The following is a 20,280-nucleotide window of genomic DNA, read 5'->3' as shown; positions in this document are numbered from 1 at the left end:
CGGGCCGGTGGGTTGGCGCGCGGCGGGGTCGCCGAGTCTCCGGGTCTCACGCATCATCTCCCAGGTCCTCCACGGTCTCCCATCGTCCCCCCGCCGCTACCTCGCCCGCCGCCGTCTCACGTACGGGCGGCCAGCTTCTCCGCGAGTTCGGCGTCGAGCAATGCCTGTATCACCGCGTCGAGATCGCCGTCCAGGACTTGGTCCAGGTTGTAGGCCTTGAAGCCCACACGGTGGTCGGAGATGCGGTTCTCGGGGAAGTTGTAGGTGCGGACCCGCTCGGAGCGGTCGACGGTGCGCACCTGTGACTTGCGCTCGGCCATCGCCGCGGCGTCGGCCTCCTCCTGCGCCATCGCGAGCAACCGCGCGCGCAGGATGCGCAGAGCCGACTCCTTGTTCTGGAGCTGGCTCTTCTCGTTCTGGCACGACACGACCACGCCGGTCGGCAGGTGCGTGATCCGCACGGCCGAGTCGGTGGTGTTGACGCTCTGCCCGCCGGGCCCGCTGGAGCGGAAGACGTCGATCCGCAGGTCGTTCGGGTCGATCTGGACGTCGACGTCCTCGGCCTCGGGATACACCAGCACGCCCGCGGCGGACGTGTGGATGCGGCCCTGCGACTCGGTGACCGGCACGCGCTGGACGCGGTGCACGCCGCCCTCGAACTTCAGCCGCGACCAGACGCCCTCCCGCCCCTTGATGGCGACGGTGACGTCCTTGTAGCCGCCGAGGTCGGAGTGCTGGGCGTCGATGACCTCGGTCTTGTAGCCGGCCCGCTCGGCGTACCGCAGGTACATCCTCAGGAGGTCTCCGGCGAACAGGGCGGACTCCTGGCCGCCCTCACCCGCCTTGATCTCCATGATGACGTCCTTGTCGTCGTTCGGGTCGCGCGGGACGAGGAGATGGGTGAGCTTCTCCTCCAGCACCGGGATGCGGCCCTCCAGCTCGGCCGCCTCGTCCGCGAACGCCGGGTCCTCCGCGGCCAGTTCGCGCGCCGCCGCGAGATCCTCCCGTACGCCTTCGAGCTCCCGGTACGTCGTGACGATCGGCGTGAGCTGCGAGTACCGCTTGCCGTACGTCCTCGCCTTGCTCTGGTCGGCGTGCACGGCGGGGTCGGCGAGCCGCAGTTCGAGGTCCGCGTACTCGCTCATGATCTCGTCGAGGTTCACCGCACGCTCCTTACGCTCAGTCCTCGGTAAAGGCCGCAATCACCAAGAACGCCGACCCGGTGACGCCCCCGAACAGAGGGCGCCCCGAGCCGGCGTGTTGGAGGAGCTACTTGCCCTGGGCCTTCTTGCCGAAGCGCGCCTCGAAGCGCGCCACCCGGCCACCGGTGTCGAGGATCTTCTGCTTGCCCGTGTAGAAGGGGTGGCAGGCGGAGCAGACGTCGGCGTGGATGACGCCGTTCTTGGCGGTGCTACGGGTGGTGAAGGAGTTCCCGCAGCTGCAGGTCACCTGGGTGACCACGTACTCCGGGTGGATTTCGGCCTTCATGTCTCAGTCCTAACGCTAGGTGCGGTCGCCGGGTCGCTCTGCCTGTCGGGGCTACGCGCATCGGGCACACCACGATGCGCTGCGCGGGAACCGGTACCGCTGCGGTCGGCTACCAGTGTGCCAGATCCTCCAACCATCCCAGGCCATGCGCTATTCCCACGCGCAGGAGGGCTGCCGGGCGGGGCCGCCGGTCTGACAGAAACGCCGTGAAACAGGACCGGGGTTGACAGCTGTGTGGACGAGCCACATCCGTACCACTAGGCTCCCGTGTCCAAACCCGACTTTTCCCTCAATTTTACCAATGTAAGGGGTAACCATGAGGAAGGGCTTGCGGCTCGCCTTGGCGACCGCAACGGGGGCCGCTGTCCTCGCCGCAGGAGCGGCCATCACGACAGTCACCCCCGCCAGCGCCGGAGTCGCCTCCGCCGCTCGCTTCGCGAACCCCGCTGTCTCCGGCATCGATCTGTCTTCCGACAAGTTCATTCCGCCGTACAGCAGCGACAAGATCACCTTCAAAGTACACCTGACCAGTGCCTATGTGGACAAGGACAAGCCGGCCAAGGTCACTGTCCAATACCTCAGGCCCGACGAGAGTGAATCGTCCGCGCACAATGCGGATGTGACGCAGCTCGGCTCGGTGAGCAGCGTGCCCTCCGACAACAAGGCGGACGTCTCCGGCTCGATCCCGCTCTCGTCGAGCGACAAGCCCGGCGACTGGAAGTACCGGGTCGGAGTCACCGCGGGAGGCGCGGCGGCCGACGCGAACCCGACGTTCGGCGCCTGGACCACCATGGCCATCGCGAAGGCGACACGGGTGGACAGCGCGAACGTGGACCCGGACCCGGTGTATCTGAAGTCGGGCAAGGAGGTCGACGTCTACGCGGCCTTCCACCTGGAGAAGTTCGGCGACGAGAAGATCACCGACGTCCGGCTGGAGTCGAAGGACTCGGACGACTACTACTCGCTGACCACGGGTCTCGACGCGGACGACTCCTACCACGACTCCACGTCGATGGACTACAGCACGTCCACGGGCAGCTGGCAGCTGCGGATCAGCATCAGCCGGGGCACCAAGAAGTACTCCTTCACCAAGGGCTTCCAGGTATCGAAGAGCGGCAGCTCGAAGGCCAAGTCCAAGATCACGCTGTACGCCTCCCCCAGCAAGGTGAAGAAGGGCAAGGCGACCAAGCTCTACGGCAAGGTCTACCGCGGCTCGAAGGCGTGGAGCAAGAAGATCCTGAAGCTCTACTTCAAGAAGAAGGGCACCAAGAAGTGGAAGTTCGTCGGCTACGTCGGCGCGACCTCCACCGGTAAGTACACCAAGAGCGTCAAGCCGAAGTACGACGGCTACTGGCGGACCACGGCCGCCGCGACCAGCCTGACCTACGGCTCCCTGTCGAACATCAAGTTCGTCGACGTGAAGTAGCCCCTGGCTGTACGGCTCGCCCCATCAACCCCTGGCGCCGGCCGTACAGCAGCACAGATCGCCGAAGGCCCGCGCGGACCAGTCCGTGTGGGCCTTCCCGCATCTCCGGGCGCGGACGCCGTGCCCGGAGACGCGGACGCCCCGGACGGGCGGGCCGTCCGGGGCGTCGGCGAGTGACGTCCTGGTGTCAGTCGCGGTCGTTGCTGACCGTGGTCTTCTGCACCTGGAGCAGGAACTCCGCGTTGGACTTGGTCTCCTTCATCTTCTCCAGAAGGAGCTCCAGCGCCTGCTGCATGTCGAGGGCGTGGAGGACGCGGCGGAGCTTCCAGACGATGGCCAGCTCCTCCTTGCCCATCAGGATCTCCTCCTTGCGGGTGCCGGAGGCGTCCACGTCGACCGCGGGGAAGATCCGCTTGTCGGCCAGGGAGCGGTTGAGCTTGAGCTCCGCGTTGCCGGTGCCCTTGAACTCCTCGAAGATGACCTCGTCCATCTTGGACCCGGTCTCGACGAGGGCCGTGGCGAGGATCGTCAGCGAGCCGCCGTTCTCGATGTTGCGGGCGGCGCCGAAGAACCGCTTCGGCGGGTAGAGCGCGGTCGAGTCGACACCACCGGACAGGATCCGGCCGCTCGCCGGCGCCGCGAGGTTGTAGGCGCGTCCGAGACGGGTGATCGAGTCGAGCAGGACGACGACGTCGTGCCCGAGTTCGACCAGCCGCTTGGCCCGCTCGATGGCGAGTTCCGCGACGGTGGTGTGGTCCTCGGCCGGGCGGTCGAAGGTCGAGTGGATGACCTCGCCCTTGACCGACCGCTGCATGTCGGTGACCTCTTCCGGACGCTCGTCCACGAGGACGACCATCAGGTGGCACTCCGGGTTGTTGCGGGTGATCGCGTTGGCGATCGCCTGGAGCACCATCGTCTTGCCGGCCTTGGGAGGCGACACGATGAGTCCGCGCTGACCCTTGCCGATCGGCGACACGAGATCGATGATCCGGGTGGTCAGGACGTTCGGCTCGGTCTCCAGGCGCAGCCGCTCCTGCGGGTACAGCGGCGTGAGCTTGTTGAAGTCGGGCCGCTGGCGGGCCTGCTCCGGGTCCATGCCGTTGACGGTGTCGAGGCGGACGAGCGCGTTGAACTTCTCACGCCGCTCGCCGTCCCTCGGCTGCCGGACGGCGCCGGTGACGACGTCGCCCTTGCGCAGGCCGTTGCGGCGGATCTGCGCGAGCGAGACGTACACGTCGTTCGCACCGGGCAGGTAGCCACTGGTGCGCACGAAGGCGTAGTTGTCGAGGATGTCGAGGATTCCGGCGATCGGGATCAGGACGTCGTCGTCGCTGATCACCGGCTCGTTGCCCTCGAAGCGGTCGCGCCCGCGGCGGCCACGCTCGCGGAAGCGGCCACGACGCCCGCGGGCGTCGTCGCCCTGCTGGTCGCCCTTCCCGTCGGAGCGGTTGTCCTGGCGGCTGTCACCACGACTGTCGCCACGGCTGTCACCACGGCTCTGCTGGTCGCGGCGGCCCGGGCCGTCGCCGCCGTCGGCGACGCGCTGGTCACCACGGCTCTCGCGGCTGTCGCGGCTGTCGCGGCTGTCGCGGTCCCCGCGCTCGCCACGCTCCCGGCTGCGCTCGCCTCGCGTGCGGCGCTCCCGGCGCTCGCCGCGCTCGGGGCGCTCGCCCCGCACCTCGGACGGCGCGGACTCGGCCTGCGGCTCGGTGGAGACGACGGCGGCGGATCCGTTCTGCGCGGACTCGGCGACCACGGCGGGCGCGTGCTCGATCGCGGGGCGCTCATCGCGCGGCGCGACGACCGGCTCGGCGGCGGCCACGGGCTCGGCGGGCGCCGTCGCGGGCGCGGCCGAGCGGGAACGTTCCCTGCGGGTACGGGTGGGGCGCTCCGCGACGGCGGGCGCCGCCTCCGCGGCGGCCTTCGGCTCGGCCGCGGCCTCTCCCGCTCCGCCCTGCTTCTCCTGGATGGCCGCGATGAGCTGGCTCTTGCGCATCCGTCCGGTCCCCGTGATGCCGAGGCTGGTCGCCAGGGCCTGAAGCTCGGGGAGCACCATGCCTGCCAGGCCCGTGCCGGAGCGACGTCGCGGACGGGCCGGGGCGGATGTGGGGGTGTCGCCGGCGGCCTGGCCGTCGGAGAGGAGTTCGGTGGTGTCGCTCAACTAAGGGTCCTTCCCAGGGGTCGGGCGCCAGAATCGTGCGTCCAGGCGTCCCGGTGATGCGACCCGGCGGGACAGACCGGGTCGGGCTTCGCGAATCTCATGTGTCGGCGACCCTCGGGATTCGCGAGCGGTAGGTGCCCGGGGGCGATCCCCCGGATTGCCGCCACCGACCAGATGTCTTGGTGGTTCGAACGCGCATGTCTCCGAGCGCGCCGCCTCCGGTCATGCCACCCGAGGGTGTGCCGACTGGAAGAAACGGTTTCGGGGAAATCGCCTTGCCCGCGTCGCGGGACGCGAGACGAAGTGCAGCGATGTGCGAATGACAAGCACGCACCCAACACGGGGGCACCTGGTGCGGCTATCAGCCTAACATCACCAGCGCGCACAGCTATTCCCTGAAGGTCGAAGAAGTATCAGCGTGTCTCGGGAAACCGAACGAACGCACCAGACGGGTCGACGTTCATTGGCTGGATGTGCCAGTCATTACCCACTTCTGCCGCGATCAAATCCTTGGCATCCGTTGTCGTCAACGCGAGCACCGTCGGACCTGCCCCCGAGACGACGGCGGGCACCCCCGCCGTACGGAGCCGTCGCACCAGGTCGGCGGTGCGCGGCATCGCCGGCGCTCGGTACCTCTGGTGCAGGCGATCCTCGGTGGCGGCGAGCAGGAGGCCGGGTTCCGGTCTCTCCGTGAGCGCCGCGACGAGCAGAGCCGCCCGCCCCGCGTTGGCCGCCGCGTCCGAGTGCGGTACGTCCTTCGGCAGCAGCCCCCGTGCCTCCTCCGTGGACAACCGGAAATCCGGGATCAACGCCACCGGCCGGACGTCCTCGTGCGGAGTCAGTTTCACCATACTCGCCGCCCCCGACTGGTCGGTCCAGGCGATGGTGAGCCCGCCCGCCAGGCAGGGCGCCACGTTGTCGGGATGCCCTTCCAGCTCGGTGGCCAGCGCGAACACGTCAGCGTCCGGAAAATCTTCCGCGCCGCGCCCCCGCGCGAGGGCGCGGGCGGCGAGGATGCCCGCGCAGATCGCGGCGGACGACGAGCCGAGCCCCCGCGCGTGCGGGATCCGGTTGCGGCACCGCAGTTCGATGCCGCCGGGCTGGGCGAACCCCATGCGGTCGAAGGTCGCGCGCATGGTCCTGACGACGAGATGGCCCTCGCCGTCGTCGAGTTCGCCGGCGCCCTGACCCTCCACCGCGATCCGCACGCCGGGCGAGTCGGAGATCGCCGCCTCAACCTCGTCGTACAGGTCGAGGGCGAGGCCGAGGCTGTCGAAGCCCGGGCCGAGGTTGGCGCTCGTCGCGGGCACGCGTACGACGACGCCGTGACTGTCGGTCAATTCGTCACCTGGAGATGTGCTGAGTGTCAGAGGGAGGGTCAGGCGAGTCCCAGCGCCGCCGCGGCCGCGTAGGCGTCGGTCGGGATCGTCACCGGAGCGGGAGCGCCGGAGATGGCCCAGTCCGGGTCCTTCAGGCCGTTGCCGGTCACGGTGCACACGACCCGCTGTCCCGGCGTGAGCAGGCCCTGCTCGTGGGCCTGCAGCAGGCCGGCGACGCTCGCGGCCGAGGCGAGCTCGACGAAGACGCCCTCCTCCTGCGCGAGCAGCTTGTACGCCGCGGCGATCTGGCGGTCGGTCACGGCCTGGATGTCGCCCCCGGACTCGTCGCGGGCGGCCTCGGCGAGCCGCCACGAGGCGGGGTTGCCGATCCTGATCGCCGTGGCGATCGTCTGCGGATGGGTGACCGGCGAGCCGCCGACGATCGGCGCCGCGCCGCTGGCCTGGAAGCCCAGCATGCGGGGCCGCTTGGTGGCCACGCCGTCCTCGGCGTACTCCTTGTAGCCCATCCAGTACGCCGAGATGTTGCCGGCGTTGCCGACCGGGATGCAGTGGACGTCCGGCGCGTCGCCGAGCGCGTCGACGATCTCGAAGGCCGCCGTCTTCTGCCCCTGCAGGCGGTGCGGGTTGACGGAGTTGACCAGCGCGATGGGGTAGGTCTCCGCGAGCTTCCTGGTCATCTCCAGGCAGTCGTCGAAGGAGCCCTCCACCTGGAGCAGCTTCGCGCCGTGGACCAGCGCCTGGGCCAGCTTGCCCATCGCGATCTTCCCGCGCGGCACGAGGACGGCGCAGGTCAGCCCGGCCCGTACGGCGTACGCGGCGGCCGAGGCGCTGGTGTTGCCGGTCGAGGCGCAGATGACCGCCTGGGCGCCCTCCTCGACGGCCTTGCTGATCGCGAGGGTCATGCCGCGGTCCTTGAAGCTGCCGGTGGGGTTGAGCCCCTCGACCTTCAGATGGACGTCACATCCCGTGATCTCGGACACCCGCCTGGCGGGGACGAGCGGCGTACCGCCTTCGAGCAGGGTCACCACGGGCGTCGTCGCGGAGACCGGCAGACGGTCGCGGTACTCCTCGATAAGGCCACGCCAAGCCCTGAACATGGTTGCTCCTCCCACGCGTGCGTACGCGTGTCACCAGGGGTATCGGTCACCGAGTCTACGGCCAACCGTTTGACGTGCGGACTCCGTTGTCCACCGACTGGACATATTGGGCGTCACCTTAGGGAACCGTCAGTGGCTTTCGCTAGTGTGGGCGAGCCCTTTGACCATCGCTGTGAAGGATGAGGCGTGGCCCACCTGACGGGCGTCGAGCCCCGGCCGAGGATTCGCCACAACGACTACTCTCCGCTCACGCCGCCGCCCCTCGGCGGTTGGAGCCCCACGCTCGGCGCGAGTGTCGTGATCCCCGCGCACGGCGGGCAGCACCGCCTCGATCTGACGCTGGCCGCGCTGGCCGCGCAGACCTATCCCGCGCACCTCACCGAGGTGATCGTGGTGGACGACCGCAGCGATCCCCCACTGCGCCTGCCCGAACTGCGGCCCGAGAACACCAGGATCGTCTCCGTGCCGGACGGCGGGTGGGGCGCCGGGCACGCGATGAACGCCGGCATCGCGGCGGCCGAGGGGGAGATCGTGCAGCGTCTCGACGCCGACATGGTGATCTCGCGTGAGCACCTGGAGGCGCTGTTCCGCTGGCACCACCTCACCGACTACCTCGTCACCATCGGCGGCAAGAGGTTCGCCGAGGAGCCGGCGCTCACGCCCGGCCAGGTCCACGACGCCGTACGGCACGGCTCGCCGGAGGACCTGTTCGACCCGTCGGCGCTGGTGTCCAGTTCGACCGAGGAGACCATCCGCCGCCTCGACGGCCTGCGGGCGAGCAAGAACCCCTACCAGGTCTGCACCGGGCCGACGGTCTCCCTGCGGCGGGCCCTGCTGGACGAGGTGCGGGGCTTCGATCCCGAGGTCGTGCGCGGCCAGGACACCGAGTTCGCCTACCGGCTCGCCCAGGCGGGGGCCGTCTTCGTCCCCGACCCGGAGGCCCGCGCCGTCCACCTCGGCCTGCCCGCGCAGCGCGGCGAGCACGGCAGGGCGATCGTCCGGCTGGTCGAGGCTCATCTGGCGCACCGGGTGCCGCTCCGCCGCGATCTGCGCAAGGAGCCCGGCAGGCGGTGGCGCGTGCCGTACGTCGAGGTCGTCTTCGACGTGACCGGGGCGGACGAGCCGCGGATCGTCGCGGCGGTCGACGCCGTGCTGCGCGGCACGCTCATAGACGTCGCCGTGACGCTGACCGGCCCCTGGACGCTGCTCGACGGGGGCCGCAGGTGGGCGCCGGGGACGGAGGCGTTCGACCTCGCCCTGGTGCGGGCGGCGTTCGGGCACGACGCTCGGGTGCGGTTCGCCGAGAGCGCGGCGCCGACGGCCGCGCCCGTCCCCTTCCGCTACACCGCGCCGATCGACGCGCCGCCCGCCCCGGCGCTGCTGGAGCGAGCGGTCAAGGCGATGCTGGAGGAACGCATCGGCCTGCTGGTGCTGGAGGCGCCCGACGGCCTTACGGCCACGCTGGAGCGCACCGAGGCCGCGGCCCGCGCCCGCCTCCTCGCCGCGCCCGGAGAGGCGATCGCCGACGTGATCGCGCAGACCCACGGCGTACGGCACGCCGCGCCGGGCGAGTTCGACGGGGCCTCGACGACCGGCCGTGAACCGGCCGCGCGACCAGCCGCCCGATCCGCGCAGCCCGCCCAGCCCGCGCAATCCACGCAGCCCGCGCAGTCCACACAGTCCACGCAGCCCACGCAACCCGCCGGGACGGCGCGGGCGGGGAACGGCACGCCGGGCGGGAGCGACGGCGCGGGCGGGAACGGCGCGGCGCGACCGGAGGACCGGGCGCCGCGGCAGCGCCGCGGTCTGTTCCGCCGCTCCTGACCACCGCGCGTCCTGCGCCGTTCCGCCGCGCGGCGGATCAGCGGGCGGCAGTTCGGCGGGCGGCAGTTCGGCGAGCGGCAGCCCGGTGGACGACGGCTCGACACGCGACGGCTCAGTGGGCGACGGCTCGGCGGGCGGCAGCCAAGCGGGCGCGGCGGTTCAGCGGGCGGCGGTTCTGGAGGCGGATCAGCGCGGCGGGGGCCGCGGTCAGGACTTCTTGAAGGTGAAGGGCCGGCTCAGGCCCCGGGCGATGCCGCGCAGGCCCTGACCCTGGTTCTGGCCCTGGGCGCGGCGCAGCGCCGAGATCTGCTTGCGCAGGGCGCCGATCTCCCGGCGGAACTCGACGGCCGACTTGCGCCACCGCCCCGCCTCCTCGCGCCACTTGGCGACCTGACCGCGCAGCCGCTCGACCTCCTTGGTGAGCCGCTCGACCTCGGCCTGCGCCGACACCCTGGCCCGGTAGGCCGCACGGGGGTTCAGGTACGGCGCGGCCTCTCCGAAGGCGCTGAAGCCGAAGCTCTCACCGTCGACCCAGTAGGTGCCGAACATCTCGTCCACGAGGTCGTCGGCGTTCTCTCCCTCGGCCGCGATCAGAGCGGCGCGGGCGAAGGCCTCGGTGCGCTCCAGGCGGGCGGCGACGATCCCCTCCGCGTCCTCGGCCAGGAGCACGCTGACCAGCCCGCGCTCCCGCCCGCGCAGCACTTCGAGCAGCCGGCCCAGGGTGTCCTCACCCGGCGACCAGCCCGGCGGGACGCGCAGGCGGTACGGCGACGTGGTGTCGGGCGGCGTCGTGGCGAGCCGTACGCGGCCCTCGTGCGCGTAGTGCGCGCGCAGCAGCACCAGATCCAGGCGCGGGTCCCTGAGCGGCGCGCGCTGCTCGGGCGCGAGTTCGTCCCACGGTCCGGTCATGACCACGGCGAGGTCGGTCACGGTGCCGGCCAGCACGCCGTCCACGGTCGCCCGGACCTCGTCGTACGACCCCGCCGTCGCGTCGACGACGACCTCGACCTGCGGGACCTTCCACTGCCGGGAGGGATGGGTGCGCAGCCACCGGTAGCCGGGGACGCGGTCGGTCACCAGGGCGTGGCTGACCCGGTTGATCCGCTCGCTGTCGCGCATGCGCATGGACGGCCCGAGGTGGTACGCCCTGGCCTCGGGGTCCGGGATGAAGACCGCCCCCGCCTGCGCCAGCCGGTAGCCCATCTCGGTGTCCTGGCCGAGGATCATCTCGGGGTCCATCGCCCCGGCCCGCTCGAACAGCCTGACGTTCGCCGACGACGCACCGCCGATGTGGATGCTGAACGGCCGCGGCGAGCGGGTCAGCCCCTGCGACCGCGCGACCAGGTCCTCGATCCAGGCGTGCGGCTCGGCGGGCTCGAAGAGCCCGGCCAGGTCGTCCGCGCCCACGACCTCCTCGGGAGCGGGCAGCGCCGCGGTGCTGAAGCGCAGATAGGAGGTGACCGACAGGTACGGCGCGAGGTGGTGCCAGCGCATGTGGGCCTCCACCTCCGCACGCTCCGGCACCACGTCGGAGTCCATCCAGTGGATGACGTCCCCCGTCGCGGCGGCCAGGCCGGCGTTGCGCGCCCTGGCCCGGCCCGGCGCCTCGCAGACCAGCAGCCGCGTGCCGCGCGGCCGGATCTCCGGCAGGCGCAGCGGCGGGTCGCTGCCGTTGTCGACGACGATCACTTCGAGCAGGTCGGCCGGGTACGTCTGCGCGGCCAGCCCGGCGAGCGTGAGGTCGAGCTTCGCCTGGGCGCCGTACGCCGGGATGACGACGCTCGCCCGCAGGCTCGGCGTCCACGCCGATCCGAGCGCGGGCGGCTCCAGCACGGTGTAGTCGTTTCCCCTGATACGTGGCGTCATGGCGTGTCCAGCAGCAGACTCGGGCGAAAGCCGCGCCATTGGTTCGTCGCGACTCGCAGGAAGTGGGCAAGGGGAAGGTTCCAGGTGTGGTCGGCGCTGAGGGACCGCCGCAGGACGTAGCCGAGGCCGTGCGTGCGGTAGATCCGCCCGCCCGCCTCCTCGACGGAGCGCCGCAGGTGGGCGTCCTCACCCCGGTCCTGCGGACCGAAGCCGCCGACCTCCTCCAGCAGGGCGCGGCCGAGCAGGATCGTGCCTCCCGCGACGTGGTCGGTCCACACCTCGCTGCTGTAGTCGGTGCGGCGGATCGTGACGTCCAGAGGCTGGAGGTAGAAGAACTCGGGAGCGGTCCCGACCAGGTCGGCGCCCGAGTAGGTCATGGCCAGCAGCAGGTCCGACAGGTGTTCGGGGCCGTACCAGTCGTCGTCGTCCCATTTGGCGACGATGCCGGTGGACGCCCGCGCGGCGGCCTCGTTGAGGACCGTTCCGAGCGCTGTCTTCTCGGCGGCCTCGACCACGGTGACGGGGCGGGGGAACTCCTCGATCGCGGACCGCACCCGCGCCGCGGGGAAGCCGTGCAGCGCGACGACCACCTCGAAGTCCACCCCGCGCTGGCGGGCCATCTGCCGCAGCGCGTCGCCGACGTACTGGGGCCGCCGCGTGGCCATGACGACGGTGACCGGCGCCGGGTTCACGGCCACTCCCCCGGCGCGCAGCGCGTGCCTGCGCAGGCGCACGCTGTGCTCCTCCCGGCGCAGGTCGGCGACCGACGCCGGAGTGCCGTCACCGGGCTCGGGCGTCCAGGCCGCGGCGAGCCCGGCGAGGACCGGATCGGCCTCGCGTACCCAGGCGGGCGGGTCCGGGCAGGTCAGCGGCACTCCCGCGGCGGCGAGCGCGATCACCGGCTCCAGGGCCGCGGCGACGGGCTGCGCGGGCCACTCCACCGTCAGCCCGCGCAGCGGCCGCAGCTCCTCGACGTCGGCGGGCCGCGGCGGGCCGGGCAGCGGGCGATCTCCCACCGTCCAGCCGCCACCGCTCCAGGACAGCGTGGCGGACTCCTGGGTGGGACTGCGGGTGAAGCCGTACGGCGAGCACATCTCCGTCGCGACCGTCACGTGTCCCTCCCGCTCGTCTCTTTACGAGGTTTGTGGACTTATATCATCAGAAGCTGGTAAGAACCTGTGACTTTGAGTACTCGGACCGTCTCTCACATGTCGTCGGGGACCGGCCAGACCTTTCCTCCGACGAGGTCGCCCAGCGCCCTCACCTGGATCTTCCCGGCCTTCCGCTGCCGCGCCACCCAGTCGACGAAGGCGGCGAACTCCTTCGGCGCGGTCGCGTACTGGTCCCGCGGGTTGTTCTTGATCTCGTGGAAGACGAAGGTGACCAGGCCGCGGCCGCCCTCCTCCTGCGCCCGGGTGACGAAGCTCTCCAGCGTGCGGGCCGTACGCGGCAGGCGGGTCTGGCTCGTGGCACGCACGGCGGCGAGGTCCACCGGCGGCAGCTTCTCGGCGATCGGGCACGATTGGCAGCTGTCGGGCCGGTACAGGCCATTGATGCCGCGTGCGGTGGTGTAGCCGCACCGCATGGCGAGCTGCTTGGTGGTCTCGTCGTAGTCGCCGAAGGGATAGGCGAACGAGCGGGGGGCGAAGCCCAGCTTCAGCAGCGCCCGCCTGTCGTCGCAGATCTCGCTCTGCTGCACGGCCTCGGACTCGTCCGACAGGTGCGGATGACGGAGGGTGTGGCCGCCGATCTCGTGCCCGGCCCGCGCGATGGCGCGCAGCGCCGGCACGCTCAGGTATCTGCCGGAGGTGCCGAGGCGCGCGCTGTTGACGTAGAAGGTGCCCTTCAGGCCGCGTTTGCTCAGCATCTTCGCCACGGCCAGGTGGTCGGCCGTCCCGTCGTCGAACGTGAGCGCCACGATGGGCACCGCGCTCCTGGCCGCCTTCCGCGTGCCGTGAGCGGGGGCGGCCGCCTGCCGGGCGGCGTGCGCGGCCGCCTGCCCCGAGGAGGGAACGCCGGCCGCCCCGGCGGGGGCCTGCTGAAGCCCCGCGACCGACGCCGCGGCGACGAGACAGACCGGTACGAGTCTCTTCACCGTAAGTCGCATAGGCGAAGACTTTACTTGCATCGGGCAATTACTTTGCCGTCACCCTGACGATCGGGTATCGCCCCGGCGGTCAGTCTCCGCCCCGGCCCCGCTCGAACAGCGCGACGGTCAGACCGGGGAGTTCGGCGGAGTGCCAGGCGCTGGACAGGCGATATCCCGCCGCGCGTACGGCCGCCACCCGCCGGATCTTCGTACCCTCCAGGCCCGCCTGTTTCGTCCCCCGCCAGACGACCCAGACCCGGCGGCGCCCGGCCAGGGCGCCCGCGAGGCCGGGCTTCTCCGCGTACTCGAAGGCCGGGCCGGGCCCCGCGAGGAGCACGTCGTCCGGGAGCCCGTCACGGCCGTAGTAGCGGAAGCCGGTGCGCAGCCTGCTCTGGCCGTACACGACGGCGTCGCCGGGGCGCAGCTCCGCCCTGATCACCTCCACCGCTCCGGGGAAGTCCTCGTAGTGGCCGTTCTGCCGCCGGTAGTCGGCCTGCGCGGGCAGCCCCAGCGCCGCGACGGCCAGTACGGAGGGCACGGCCACCAGCGCGGCGGGGAGGGCGGCCGGGCGCACGGAGGCCAGGGCCACGCCGGCCGAGAGCGCCAGGGCGGGCGCCGCGACGAACACGTAGCGGTCCACGTAGGCGGGGGTCACCAGCGCGTCGACCACGAGCAGCAGCAGCGGCGGGAGGACGAGCCATCCGCCGACGAGCACACCCCAGGGGACGGACGCGCGCAGCAGGATCACCACCCCCGCGACGGCGAGGGCGAACAACACCGGCCCGGCGAGATCGGAGCCCGCGACGTGCTTGGGCACCTTCAGCAGCACCTCCGGCCCGTGCGGCTGAATCCAGCTGATCGCGGCCCGCTCGCCCCATCCCACCAGCCCGAGAACCACGACGGGGACGCACCCCGCCGCCATGGCGGGGACGACCCTGGTCCACGCCGTACGGCCTGGCAGCGCGAGCAGGGCGGCCAGGAGCTGGGCCGGGAGCACCAGGACCGAGAACAGGTGCGTGCAGCCGAGCAGGGCCACCGCCGCCGCGTACCCGCCCGCCCGGCCCCAGGTGGGCGACTCGGCGACCCGGTGCAGCGCCCAGGCCGAGACGACGGCCGCCGCCGCCGCGAACGCGTACGGCCGGGCGTTCGCTCCGTGGAAGGACACCGACGGCAGCACCGCGAACAACGCGGCGGCCACGATCCCGGCCCACGGACCGGCGAGCCTGCGGCCGAGGTCGGCGAGGAAACCGGCCGCGACGCCCGCCGCCAGGGCCGACGGCAGGCGCAGCCACCACTCGGCCTCACCCAGGAAGGACCAGAGGTGGATGAGCAGGTAGTAGGGCAGGAAGTGGCCGTCGACGTGCTGGACGAGCACCAGCAGGCCGCTCAGCGGCCGGGCCACCGCGGCACTGTAGGTCGCCACCTCGTCGCCCGACAACGACGCCGTACCGCCCGACACGGCCACGCCCGTGGTCACGACGCCCGCGACGAGCGGCGTCCACCGCGTTCGCCCTGTCCACCGCGTTCGCCGGGGCCGTCCGGACCATCCTGTCGCGGCCTGGGCCGCGCCGTCGTCGGCAGTACGGGCCACTTCGCCCGTAACCGCGCTCTCCCCCGAGGCAGCGATCATTTCTACGAGATTAGGGTCATCCCGTTTCCACCGCCGCGAAGATCCAACTGGTCGTTACCGGATCGAGTCGTGCCTCAGAGGCCGGTCCCCCGAGGGCATCCGCCGGACGGATTCCGAAGACGGGATGGGACACAAACTGTTTGATTGTTATAGTCATATGCAAACAGTCGGAGGTGGTCCCATGAACGGCTACCCGCACCGCGACGCCGGTTGGCTCCGTCGGTTGATCCTGACCGTGGCGTCGCCGCCCCTGATCCTTCTCGTTCCGTTGCTGCTCTTCGCGGTCTTCCGGGACCGGCTGCCCCACCTGGCGTACGTTCCGGGTGCCACAGGAGAGCACAGCTCCGAATGGGGCCGATGGCTGCGAATGGCGCTGTTCCCCGTAGTGTTCGCCGAGGTGGTGTTCGTCGCCATGTTCGCGCACTACCAGCGCTGGCCGGAGCTGCAGCGCCTGCTGGCCGTCTTCGGCTTCAGCCAGAGCGTCCTGGCGGCGGCGGGGAACGGCGTCGCGGTGGCGGCGCTCATCGACGCGGACGGCCCGGCTTCCCAGCCGTCGTGGGCGATTCCCACGGAGATAGTGCTGGCGGTTCTCGCGGGAATCGCCGCCTGGCGTCTGTCGGGGCCGCTGCCCCCTGCCGCGCCCGCGTACGGCACGCCACCCCCGGACGTCCCGCTCCTCCCGCTGGCGCCGGGCCAGCGGGCCGTCTACGCGGTGTCCGGCTGGAACCGTCTCACCCTGTTCCAGGGGGCGGTGTTCCTCGCCTTCGCCTGGTTCTCCGCGCCCGACTTCGCGGAGCGCTGGCAGGCGACCACGATAGCCGCGCTCCTGGGGATCTTCCTGATCCTGCAGGCCCGCAGCCGGCTCCGGATCGACGGACGGGGCGTGGAGGTGAGCCTGCCCTGGCTCGGAGGGCTGCGGCGGGCCGTGCCGTACGAAGCGGTGGTCTTCGCCTCGGTGCGGCTGAAGACGTCCGGCAGGGGGCTCGGCGGCATGCTCGGCGGCAGCAGAGGATGGGGTTACGTCGGCGGCGGGGATCCGGTGCTGGCGCTGCGGCTCACCGACGGCCGGGAGTTCCTCTACTCGGCCCGGGACGCCGAGGCCGCCGCGGCTCTGGTCAACGGGACCCTCACCCGCATGCGGGCAGGCACCGGATGCTGATCGTCGTCGACCCGTCCTCGGTCCAGCCCCTGGCCGACCAGGTGGCGGCCTCGGTGCGCGGGGCGGTCGCCAGGGGCGAGGCGGTCCCCGGCGACAAGCTGCCCTCGGCGCGGGCCGTCGCCGCCGCGCTCGGCATCAACCTGCACACCGTGCTGCGCGGCTACCAGCAACTGCGCGACGAGGGCCTGGTCGAGCTGCGCCGGGGCCGTGCGGCGACGATCACGGAACTCGCCGCACAGGGAGGTCGCCTGCACCTGCGCGAGGCCGCCGAGGAGTTCGCCGGCGCCGTGCGGCAGCTCGGGGCCTCCGAGGAGGAGGCCCTCGACGCGGTCCGCCGAGCCCTGGCGGACCGCTGACCCGCCGTCCACGAGGCCGATACGGGGCGTACGGCGTGCCCGCTCGGGCCGGGCAGGCCGCCGGGTCAGGCCGCTTCGCCGCGCATGGGACGGCGGCGGAACCGGCGCAGGCCGGCGACCAGGAGCCCCGCCGCGGCCACGGCCGCCGCGCCGCAGGCCGCGAGAACCGGCACCGAGGGACCGTTGTACGCCGCCGCACGCTCACCGGCCGCGGGGAAGGTGATCGTGCCGGTGGCCGTACGGCTGACCCGGCCGCTGCGCAGGGTGAGCCGGAACCTCCAGGGCCCGGCGGGCAGGTCGTGGCCCAGCAGCACGGTCACCCGGCCGTGTCCGCCGGGAGGCAGGGTCGTGGCGCGGGCGCTGCGGAACGGCCCGGCGCTGAGCGCGCTCGGCCCCTCCGACAGCCGCACCTCGCCCTCCAGGTCGACGGCGCGCTCCCCCGTGTTGCCGACCTCGGCCACCAGGCGCGGGGTCGCGTCGTCGGTGCGCCCGGCGGTCACCTCCCCGATCCGGAAGCTCGTCGGCGGTTCGCCGCCCGGGCCCACGTCGAGGTAGGTGCGGACGCCCACCCGGTTGACAAGTGCGACGTTGCCCGACGGGCCGGGCGAGGCCGAGGAGATCTCCGCCCAGATGACGGCGTAACGCTCGCCCTTGGAAGCCGTCGGCGGCACCGCGACGGTGGCCGTCACCGGGACGTGGCCGTGCGGCGGCAGCTCCACGGCGGTCCGGTCGAGCCTCATCCAGGAGGTCAGCTCGTTGGGCGTGCGCGCGGGGGCGAACCTGAATCCGGCGTCGCCCACCTGTGCCGCCGCGGCGTAGAGGTCCACGTGCTGCCGCGAGGAGGAGGTGCTGAACACCTCCAGGCGCCTGGTGAAGGTCGTGCCGGGATTGACGTGGTCGACGATGAACGCGTGCGAGCGCGGGTCGTCCAGGCGGTTCTCGGGAATCTCCAGCAGCCGGATCCCGAACCTCCCCTGGCGGTTCCCATGGGCGTCGTCGCCGGTGGCCGCCGCGGCGGCCACCGGCGCGAGCACCGCGGTCACGAACAGGCCGGCGGCGGCGAGCCCCCGGAGACGGCTAGGCAACGGAGTGGTTCACCGTTCCGGTGTAGGTGCCCGCCACGGCCGCGGCGGGCACGTTGACCACGATGGTCGGATTCCAGGTCGCCGAGTTGTCGCCTGAGCCGCTCGTCTTGCTGAACGCGGTGCGCGGCACGTCGAGCGACTGGGCGGCCGCCGCGTTCGCCTGACCCGGCACGAACGTGCCGGTGCCCGTGGTGGACGTCGCCGCGCCGGACCAGTAGAGGACGGCGCTGTTGGGAACGGTCTCGGCGGCGGTGCCGCCGCCGGTGGTGAAGCCTCCCGAAGCGGCCGACACCGTGGCCACCCATGTCGCGGTGAGCGCGGCGCGCTGGTCGGACACCGTGACCGGACCCAGCAGGCCGCTGATCTGAGTTCCCGGCGCGCCGCTGCCGATGTTCACCGGCCCGTCGGGGACGGTGATCGTCAACCCGTCAGGGGCGGTGACAGTGAAGGTGACGGTCGTGGGACACGTGGTGGACGCCGGACACGTGGCCGCCGCGGCGGGTGACGCGGCCGACGCCACGGACAGCGCCGCCGTCAGCGCCAGCACTGCCACGCCCGCCGACGGCGCGGCGACACTCCTCTTGCACACAGCCGATCTCCTCCGTGGATACGCCGCCCCGTCCGGGCCGCGGTCGGTGACATAGTGGCCGGTCGGCGGCTCGCGCCGAGATCACGCCCAGCGGCGTCTGGAAAGCCTTTGTGATCAAATGACGAGCGGCGGGGACGCGTGGCCCGACGCCCTGCGGTCACGTGGCGTCACGGCGTGGCGACGGCCGCGGGCCGCGCCGATGACCTAGCCTGCCGTGGATCGTTCACGGCGAAGATCGGCCGCACGGAGGCGACTCATGCGGCAGGGGCGGCGAGGAAGGCCATATGCGCAAGGTCCGTGCGGATGCCCTGGTCGTCGCGGCGCTGGCCGCGTCGGCCGCACTGCCGATCGCGCCGCCGATCGCACTGCCGATCACGACGTTCAACGCTCCGCTCGCGCTCGCCGCCGGGCCCGGCGCACGACAGGCGGAACGAGACGGCGTGGGTGGAACCGGGCTGGTCGCCGTGCGGGTCGACCCCCTGACGATCACTGTGCCGGGCTCGGCCAGCCTCGGCAGCGGAGCCCGGGGTGGCACCATCAGCGCCTCCATGGGCACGGTGACCGTGGCCGACCAGCGCAACGGCATCCCTCCCTGGACGGCGACCGTGTCCGCGACGAGCTTCACCACCGGCAGCGGCACTCCCGCGCAGACCATCACGACCGCGAACGTCGCCTACTGGTCGGGGCCGGTCACCGCGTCGTCGGGCGCCGGAACGCGCTTCCCGGGACAGCCCACCGCCGCCGACCGGGTGCCCCTCACCTCTCCGGTCGTCGCCTTCAGCGGACGCAAACAGGTGCCGCCGATGTCGACGAGCTGGCAGCCCACTCTGGTCATCACCATCCCGTCCGGCGCCGCCACCGGCGTCTACACCGGGACCATCACCCATTCGGTGGCCTGACCACCCCGATCCGTCCAGGAGTTGGGTCTCCCGTGACCCGCCACGGACGCGGCGGAGCGGCCTCCGGCGAGGCGGCTCGGACATAGTGAGGCCTCGCCCCCGGCCCCTCATGTCTCCGCTCAGCCGAAGGGATGCCATGCCCCGCTTCTCACGACACCTCCGCCGTCCACTCGCGGCGATGGCGCTGGCTCTGGTGACGGCCGCGCCGTTGTGCAGTGGCCCGCCCGCCACCGCCGACACTCCGGGCCAGCGTCCCAAGCCGCTGCCCCCGTGGGTGCTGATCTGCAAGAAACTGAAGCGGATGCCGGAGCACCGCCACATGCGGTGTCCCGTCCAGCGGCCGCGCCCGCCCGTCCGGCCGTTCCGGTCCGGCGACGTCACGAGGGTTCCGACCGTGACCGAGTTGAACATCCCGACCGGCACCTCGGGCCCTGTCGGCATCACCTCGGGTCCGGACGACGCGCTGTGGTTCGCCGAGAACTACGCCGGCCAGATCGGCCGCGTCACCACGGACGGCGACTTCACCGAATACGCCGTGCCGACCGAGGACGCCGAGCCCGCCCACATCGCCACCGGCTCGGACGGCGCCCTGTGGTTCACCGAGTCGGCCGCCGACAAGATCGGCCGCATCACCACCTCCGGAGTCGTCACGGAGTACGCGCTGCCCAACACGGGGTCCTTCCCCTGGGGCATCACCGCCGGCCCCGACGGCGCCCTGTGGTTCGTCGAGATGACCGGCAACAAGATCGGCCGGATCACCACGTCGGGGACCATCACGGAGTACGCCCTGCCGACGAGTAGCGCCTTCCCGGTGCGGATCACGACGGGGCCGGACGGCGCCCTGTGGTTCACCGAGTCGTTCACCGGCAAGATCGGTCAGATCACCACGTCGGGGACCATCACCGAGTACACCGTCCCCTCCTCGGGGGCGACGCCCATCGGGATCGTCACCGGGCCCGACGACAACCTGTGGTACACCGACGCCAACGGGAAGGTCGGCACCGTCACCACCGGTGGCGACTTCACCGAGTACCCGCTGGACGACCCCAACGCCTTCCCGTGGGGCATCACCAGCGGATCCGACGGCAGGCTGTGGGTGGCCGAACAACTCGGCAACGCGGCCGCCACCGTCACCACCTCGGGGATCATCATCGAGTACAACATGCCGACCGTCCTCGCCGGGCCGTTCGACATCACGAGCGGACCGGACGGCAACGTCTGGCTCACCGAGGACTACGTCGACCAGATCGCCAAGGTGACCCTCTGACCGG

Annotated in this window: 17 protein-coding genes; 6 read left to right on the top strand and 11 right to left on the bottom strand. The window is 71.8% G+C overall.

Annotated features, from left to right (window positions below; all coding sequences use genetic code 11):
- Positions 1-116: 116 nt before the first annotated feature.
- Positions 117-1,163, bottom strand: a complete 1,047-nt coding sequence (gene prfA / locus HHX37_RS29120) for a peptide chain release factor 1 (protein WP_117409076.1) — start codon at positions 1,161-1,163, stop codon at positions 117-119.
- A gap of 106 nt (positions 1,164-1,269) precedes the next feature.
- Positions 1,270-1,488, bottom strand: a complete 219-nt coding sequence (rpmE, locus tag HHX37_RS29115) for a 50S ribosomal protein L31 (RefSeq protein WP_182887520.1) — start codon at positions 1,486-1,488, stop codon at positions 1,270-1,272.
- A gap of 316 nt (positions 1,489-1,804) precedes the next feature.
- Here rpmE and HHX37_RS29110 point away from each other — a divergent pair, with 316 nt between their 5' ends.
- Entirely contained in the window at positions 1,805-2,914 is a 1,110-nt protein-coding gene (locus tag HHX37_RS29110; RefSeq protein ID WP_182887519.1) for a hypothetical protein, read from the top strand.
- Between the two features lie 187 nt (positions 2,915-3,101).
- Here HHX37_RS29110 and rho read toward each other — a convergent pair whose 3' ends face one another.
- The 3 genes from rho to thrC form a co-directional block, all read right to left on the bottom strand.
- Positions 3,102-5,075: a transcription termination factor Rho gene (rho, locus tag HHX37_RS29105; protein ID WP_182887518.1), complete on the bottom strand. Its 1,974-nt coding sequence runs from the start codon at positions 5,073-5,075 to the stop codon at positions 3,102-3,104.
- A gap of 413 nt (positions 5,076-5,488) precedes the next feature.
- Positions 5,489-6,415: a homoserine kinase gene (thrB, locus tag HHX37_RS29100; protein ID WP_182887517.1), complete on the bottom strand. Its 927-nt coding sequence runs from the start codon at positions 6,413-6,415 to the stop codon at positions 5,489-5,491.
- A gap of 38 nt (positions 6,416-6,453) precedes the next feature.
- Entirely contained in the window at positions 6,454-7,512 is a 1,059-nt protein-coding gene (gene thrC, locus HHX37_RS29095) for a threonine synthase (RefSeq protein WP_111700011.1), read from the bottom strand.
- A 186-nt stretch (positions 7,513-7,698) separates the two neighbouring features.
- On the opposite strand from thrC, the gene HHX37_RS29090 reads away from it, so the two are divergent.
- Complete coding sequence (locus HHX37_RS29090) at positions 7,699-9,336, top strand: glycosyltransferase (protein WP_310740583.1); 1,638 nt, start codon at positions 7,699-7,701, stop codon at positions 9,334-9,336.
- A gap of 207 nt (positions 9,337-9,543) precedes the next feature.
- Here the strand turns inward: HHX37_RS29090 and HHX37_RS29085 are convergent, their stop codons facing one another.
- The 4 genes from HHX37_RS29085 to HHX37_RS29070 form a co-directional block, all read right to left on the bottom strand.
- Positions 9,544-11,202, bottom strand: coding sequence for a glycosyltransferase family 2 protein (locus tag HHX37_RS29085; RefSeq protein ID WP_182887516.1), 1,659 nt, complete (start codon positions 11,200-11,202; stop codon positions 9,544-9,546).
- Complete coding sequence (locus tag HHX37_RS29080; protein WP_310740582.1) at positions 11,199-12,314, bottom strand: glycosyltransferase family 2 protein; 1,116 nt, start codon at positions 12,312-12,314, stop codon at positions 11,199-11,201. Before HHX37_RS29080 ends, HHX37_RS29085 begins: the two co-directional genes overlap by 4 nt.
- Positions 12,315-12,406: 92 nt before the next feature.
- On the bottom strand, positions 12,407-13,297 hold the full coding sequence (locus HHX37_RS29075) for a polysaccharide deacetylase family protein (protein ID WP_182882707.1): 891 nt from the start codon (positions 13,295-13,297) through the stop codon (positions 12,407-12,409).
- An 82-nt stretch (positions 13,298-13,379) separates the two neighbouring features.
- Positions 13,380-14,768 carry a glycosyltransferase family 39 protein gene (locus HHX37_RS29070; RefSeq protein WP_310740581.1) on the bottom strand — a complete coding sequence of 463 codons (1,389 nt, stop codon included), beginning with the start codon at positions 14,766-14,768 and terminating at the stop codon, positions 13,380-13,382.
- 334 nt (positions 14,769-15,102) lie between these two features.
- Between HHX37_RS29070 and HHX37_RS29065 the strand changes: the two genes are divergently transcribed.
- A complete protein-coding gene (locus HHX37_RS29065) occupies positions 15,103-16,080 on the top strand; it encodes a hypothetical protein (protein WP_182887514.1) in 978 nt (325 codons plus the stop codon).
- Positions 16,074-16,436, top strand: a complete 363-nt coding sequence (locus HHX37_RS29060; RefSeq protein ID WP_117408981.1) for a GntR family transcriptional regulator — start codon at positions 16,074-16,076, stop codon at positions 16,434-16,436. Before HHX37_RS29065 ends, HHX37_RS29060 begins: the two co-directional genes overlap by 7 nt.
- A gap of 65 nt (positions 16,437-16,501) precedes the next feature.
- Here the strand turns inward: HHX37_RS29060 and HHX37_RS29055 are convergent, their stop codons facing one another.
- Both HHX37_RS29055 and HHX37_RS29050 read right to left on the bottom strand, forming a co-directional pair.
- The gene (locus HHX37_RS29055) at positions 16,502-17,521 is read right to left on the bottom strand and encodes a peptidase (protein WP_182887513.1); all 1,020 of its coding nucleotides are present in this window, start codon (positions 17,519-17,521) and stop codon (positions 16,502-16,504) included.
- Positions 17,514-18,110: a hypothetical protein gene (locus HHX37_RS29050; RefSeq protein ID WP_310740580.1), complete on the bottom strand. Its 597-nt coding sequence runs from the start codon at positions 18,108-18,110 to the stop codon at positions 17,514-17,516. Before HHX37_RS29050 ends, HHX37_RS29055 begins: the two co-directional genes overlap by 8 nt.
- Positions 18,111-18,394: 284 nt before the next feature.
- On the opposite strand from HHX37_RS29050, the gene HHX37_RS29045 reads away from it, so the two are divergent.
- Entirely contained in the window at positions 18,395-19,009 is a 615-nt protein-coding gene (locus tag HHX37_RS29045; RefSeq protein WP_182887512.1) for a hypothetical protein, read from the top strand.
- 178 nt (positions 19,010-19,187) lie between these two features.
- Positions 19,188-20,276, top strand: coding sequence for a virginiamycin B lyase (locus tag HHX37_RS29040; protein ID WP_220503251.1), 1,089 nt, complete (start codon positions 19,188-19,190; stop codon positions 20,274-20,276).
- The last annotated feature ends 4 nt before the right edge of the window (positions 20,277-20,280 follow it).

Source organism: Microbispora sp. H10885 (assembly GCF_014161415.1).
GTDB classification, from domain to species: domain Bacteria; phylum Actinomycetota; class Actinomycetes; order Streptosporangiales; family Streptosporangiaceae; genus Microbispora; species Microbispora triticiradicis.
The sequence above is the reverse complement of the archived record's forward strand: the minus strand, read 5'-3'. Positions and strand labels throughout refer to the sequence as shown.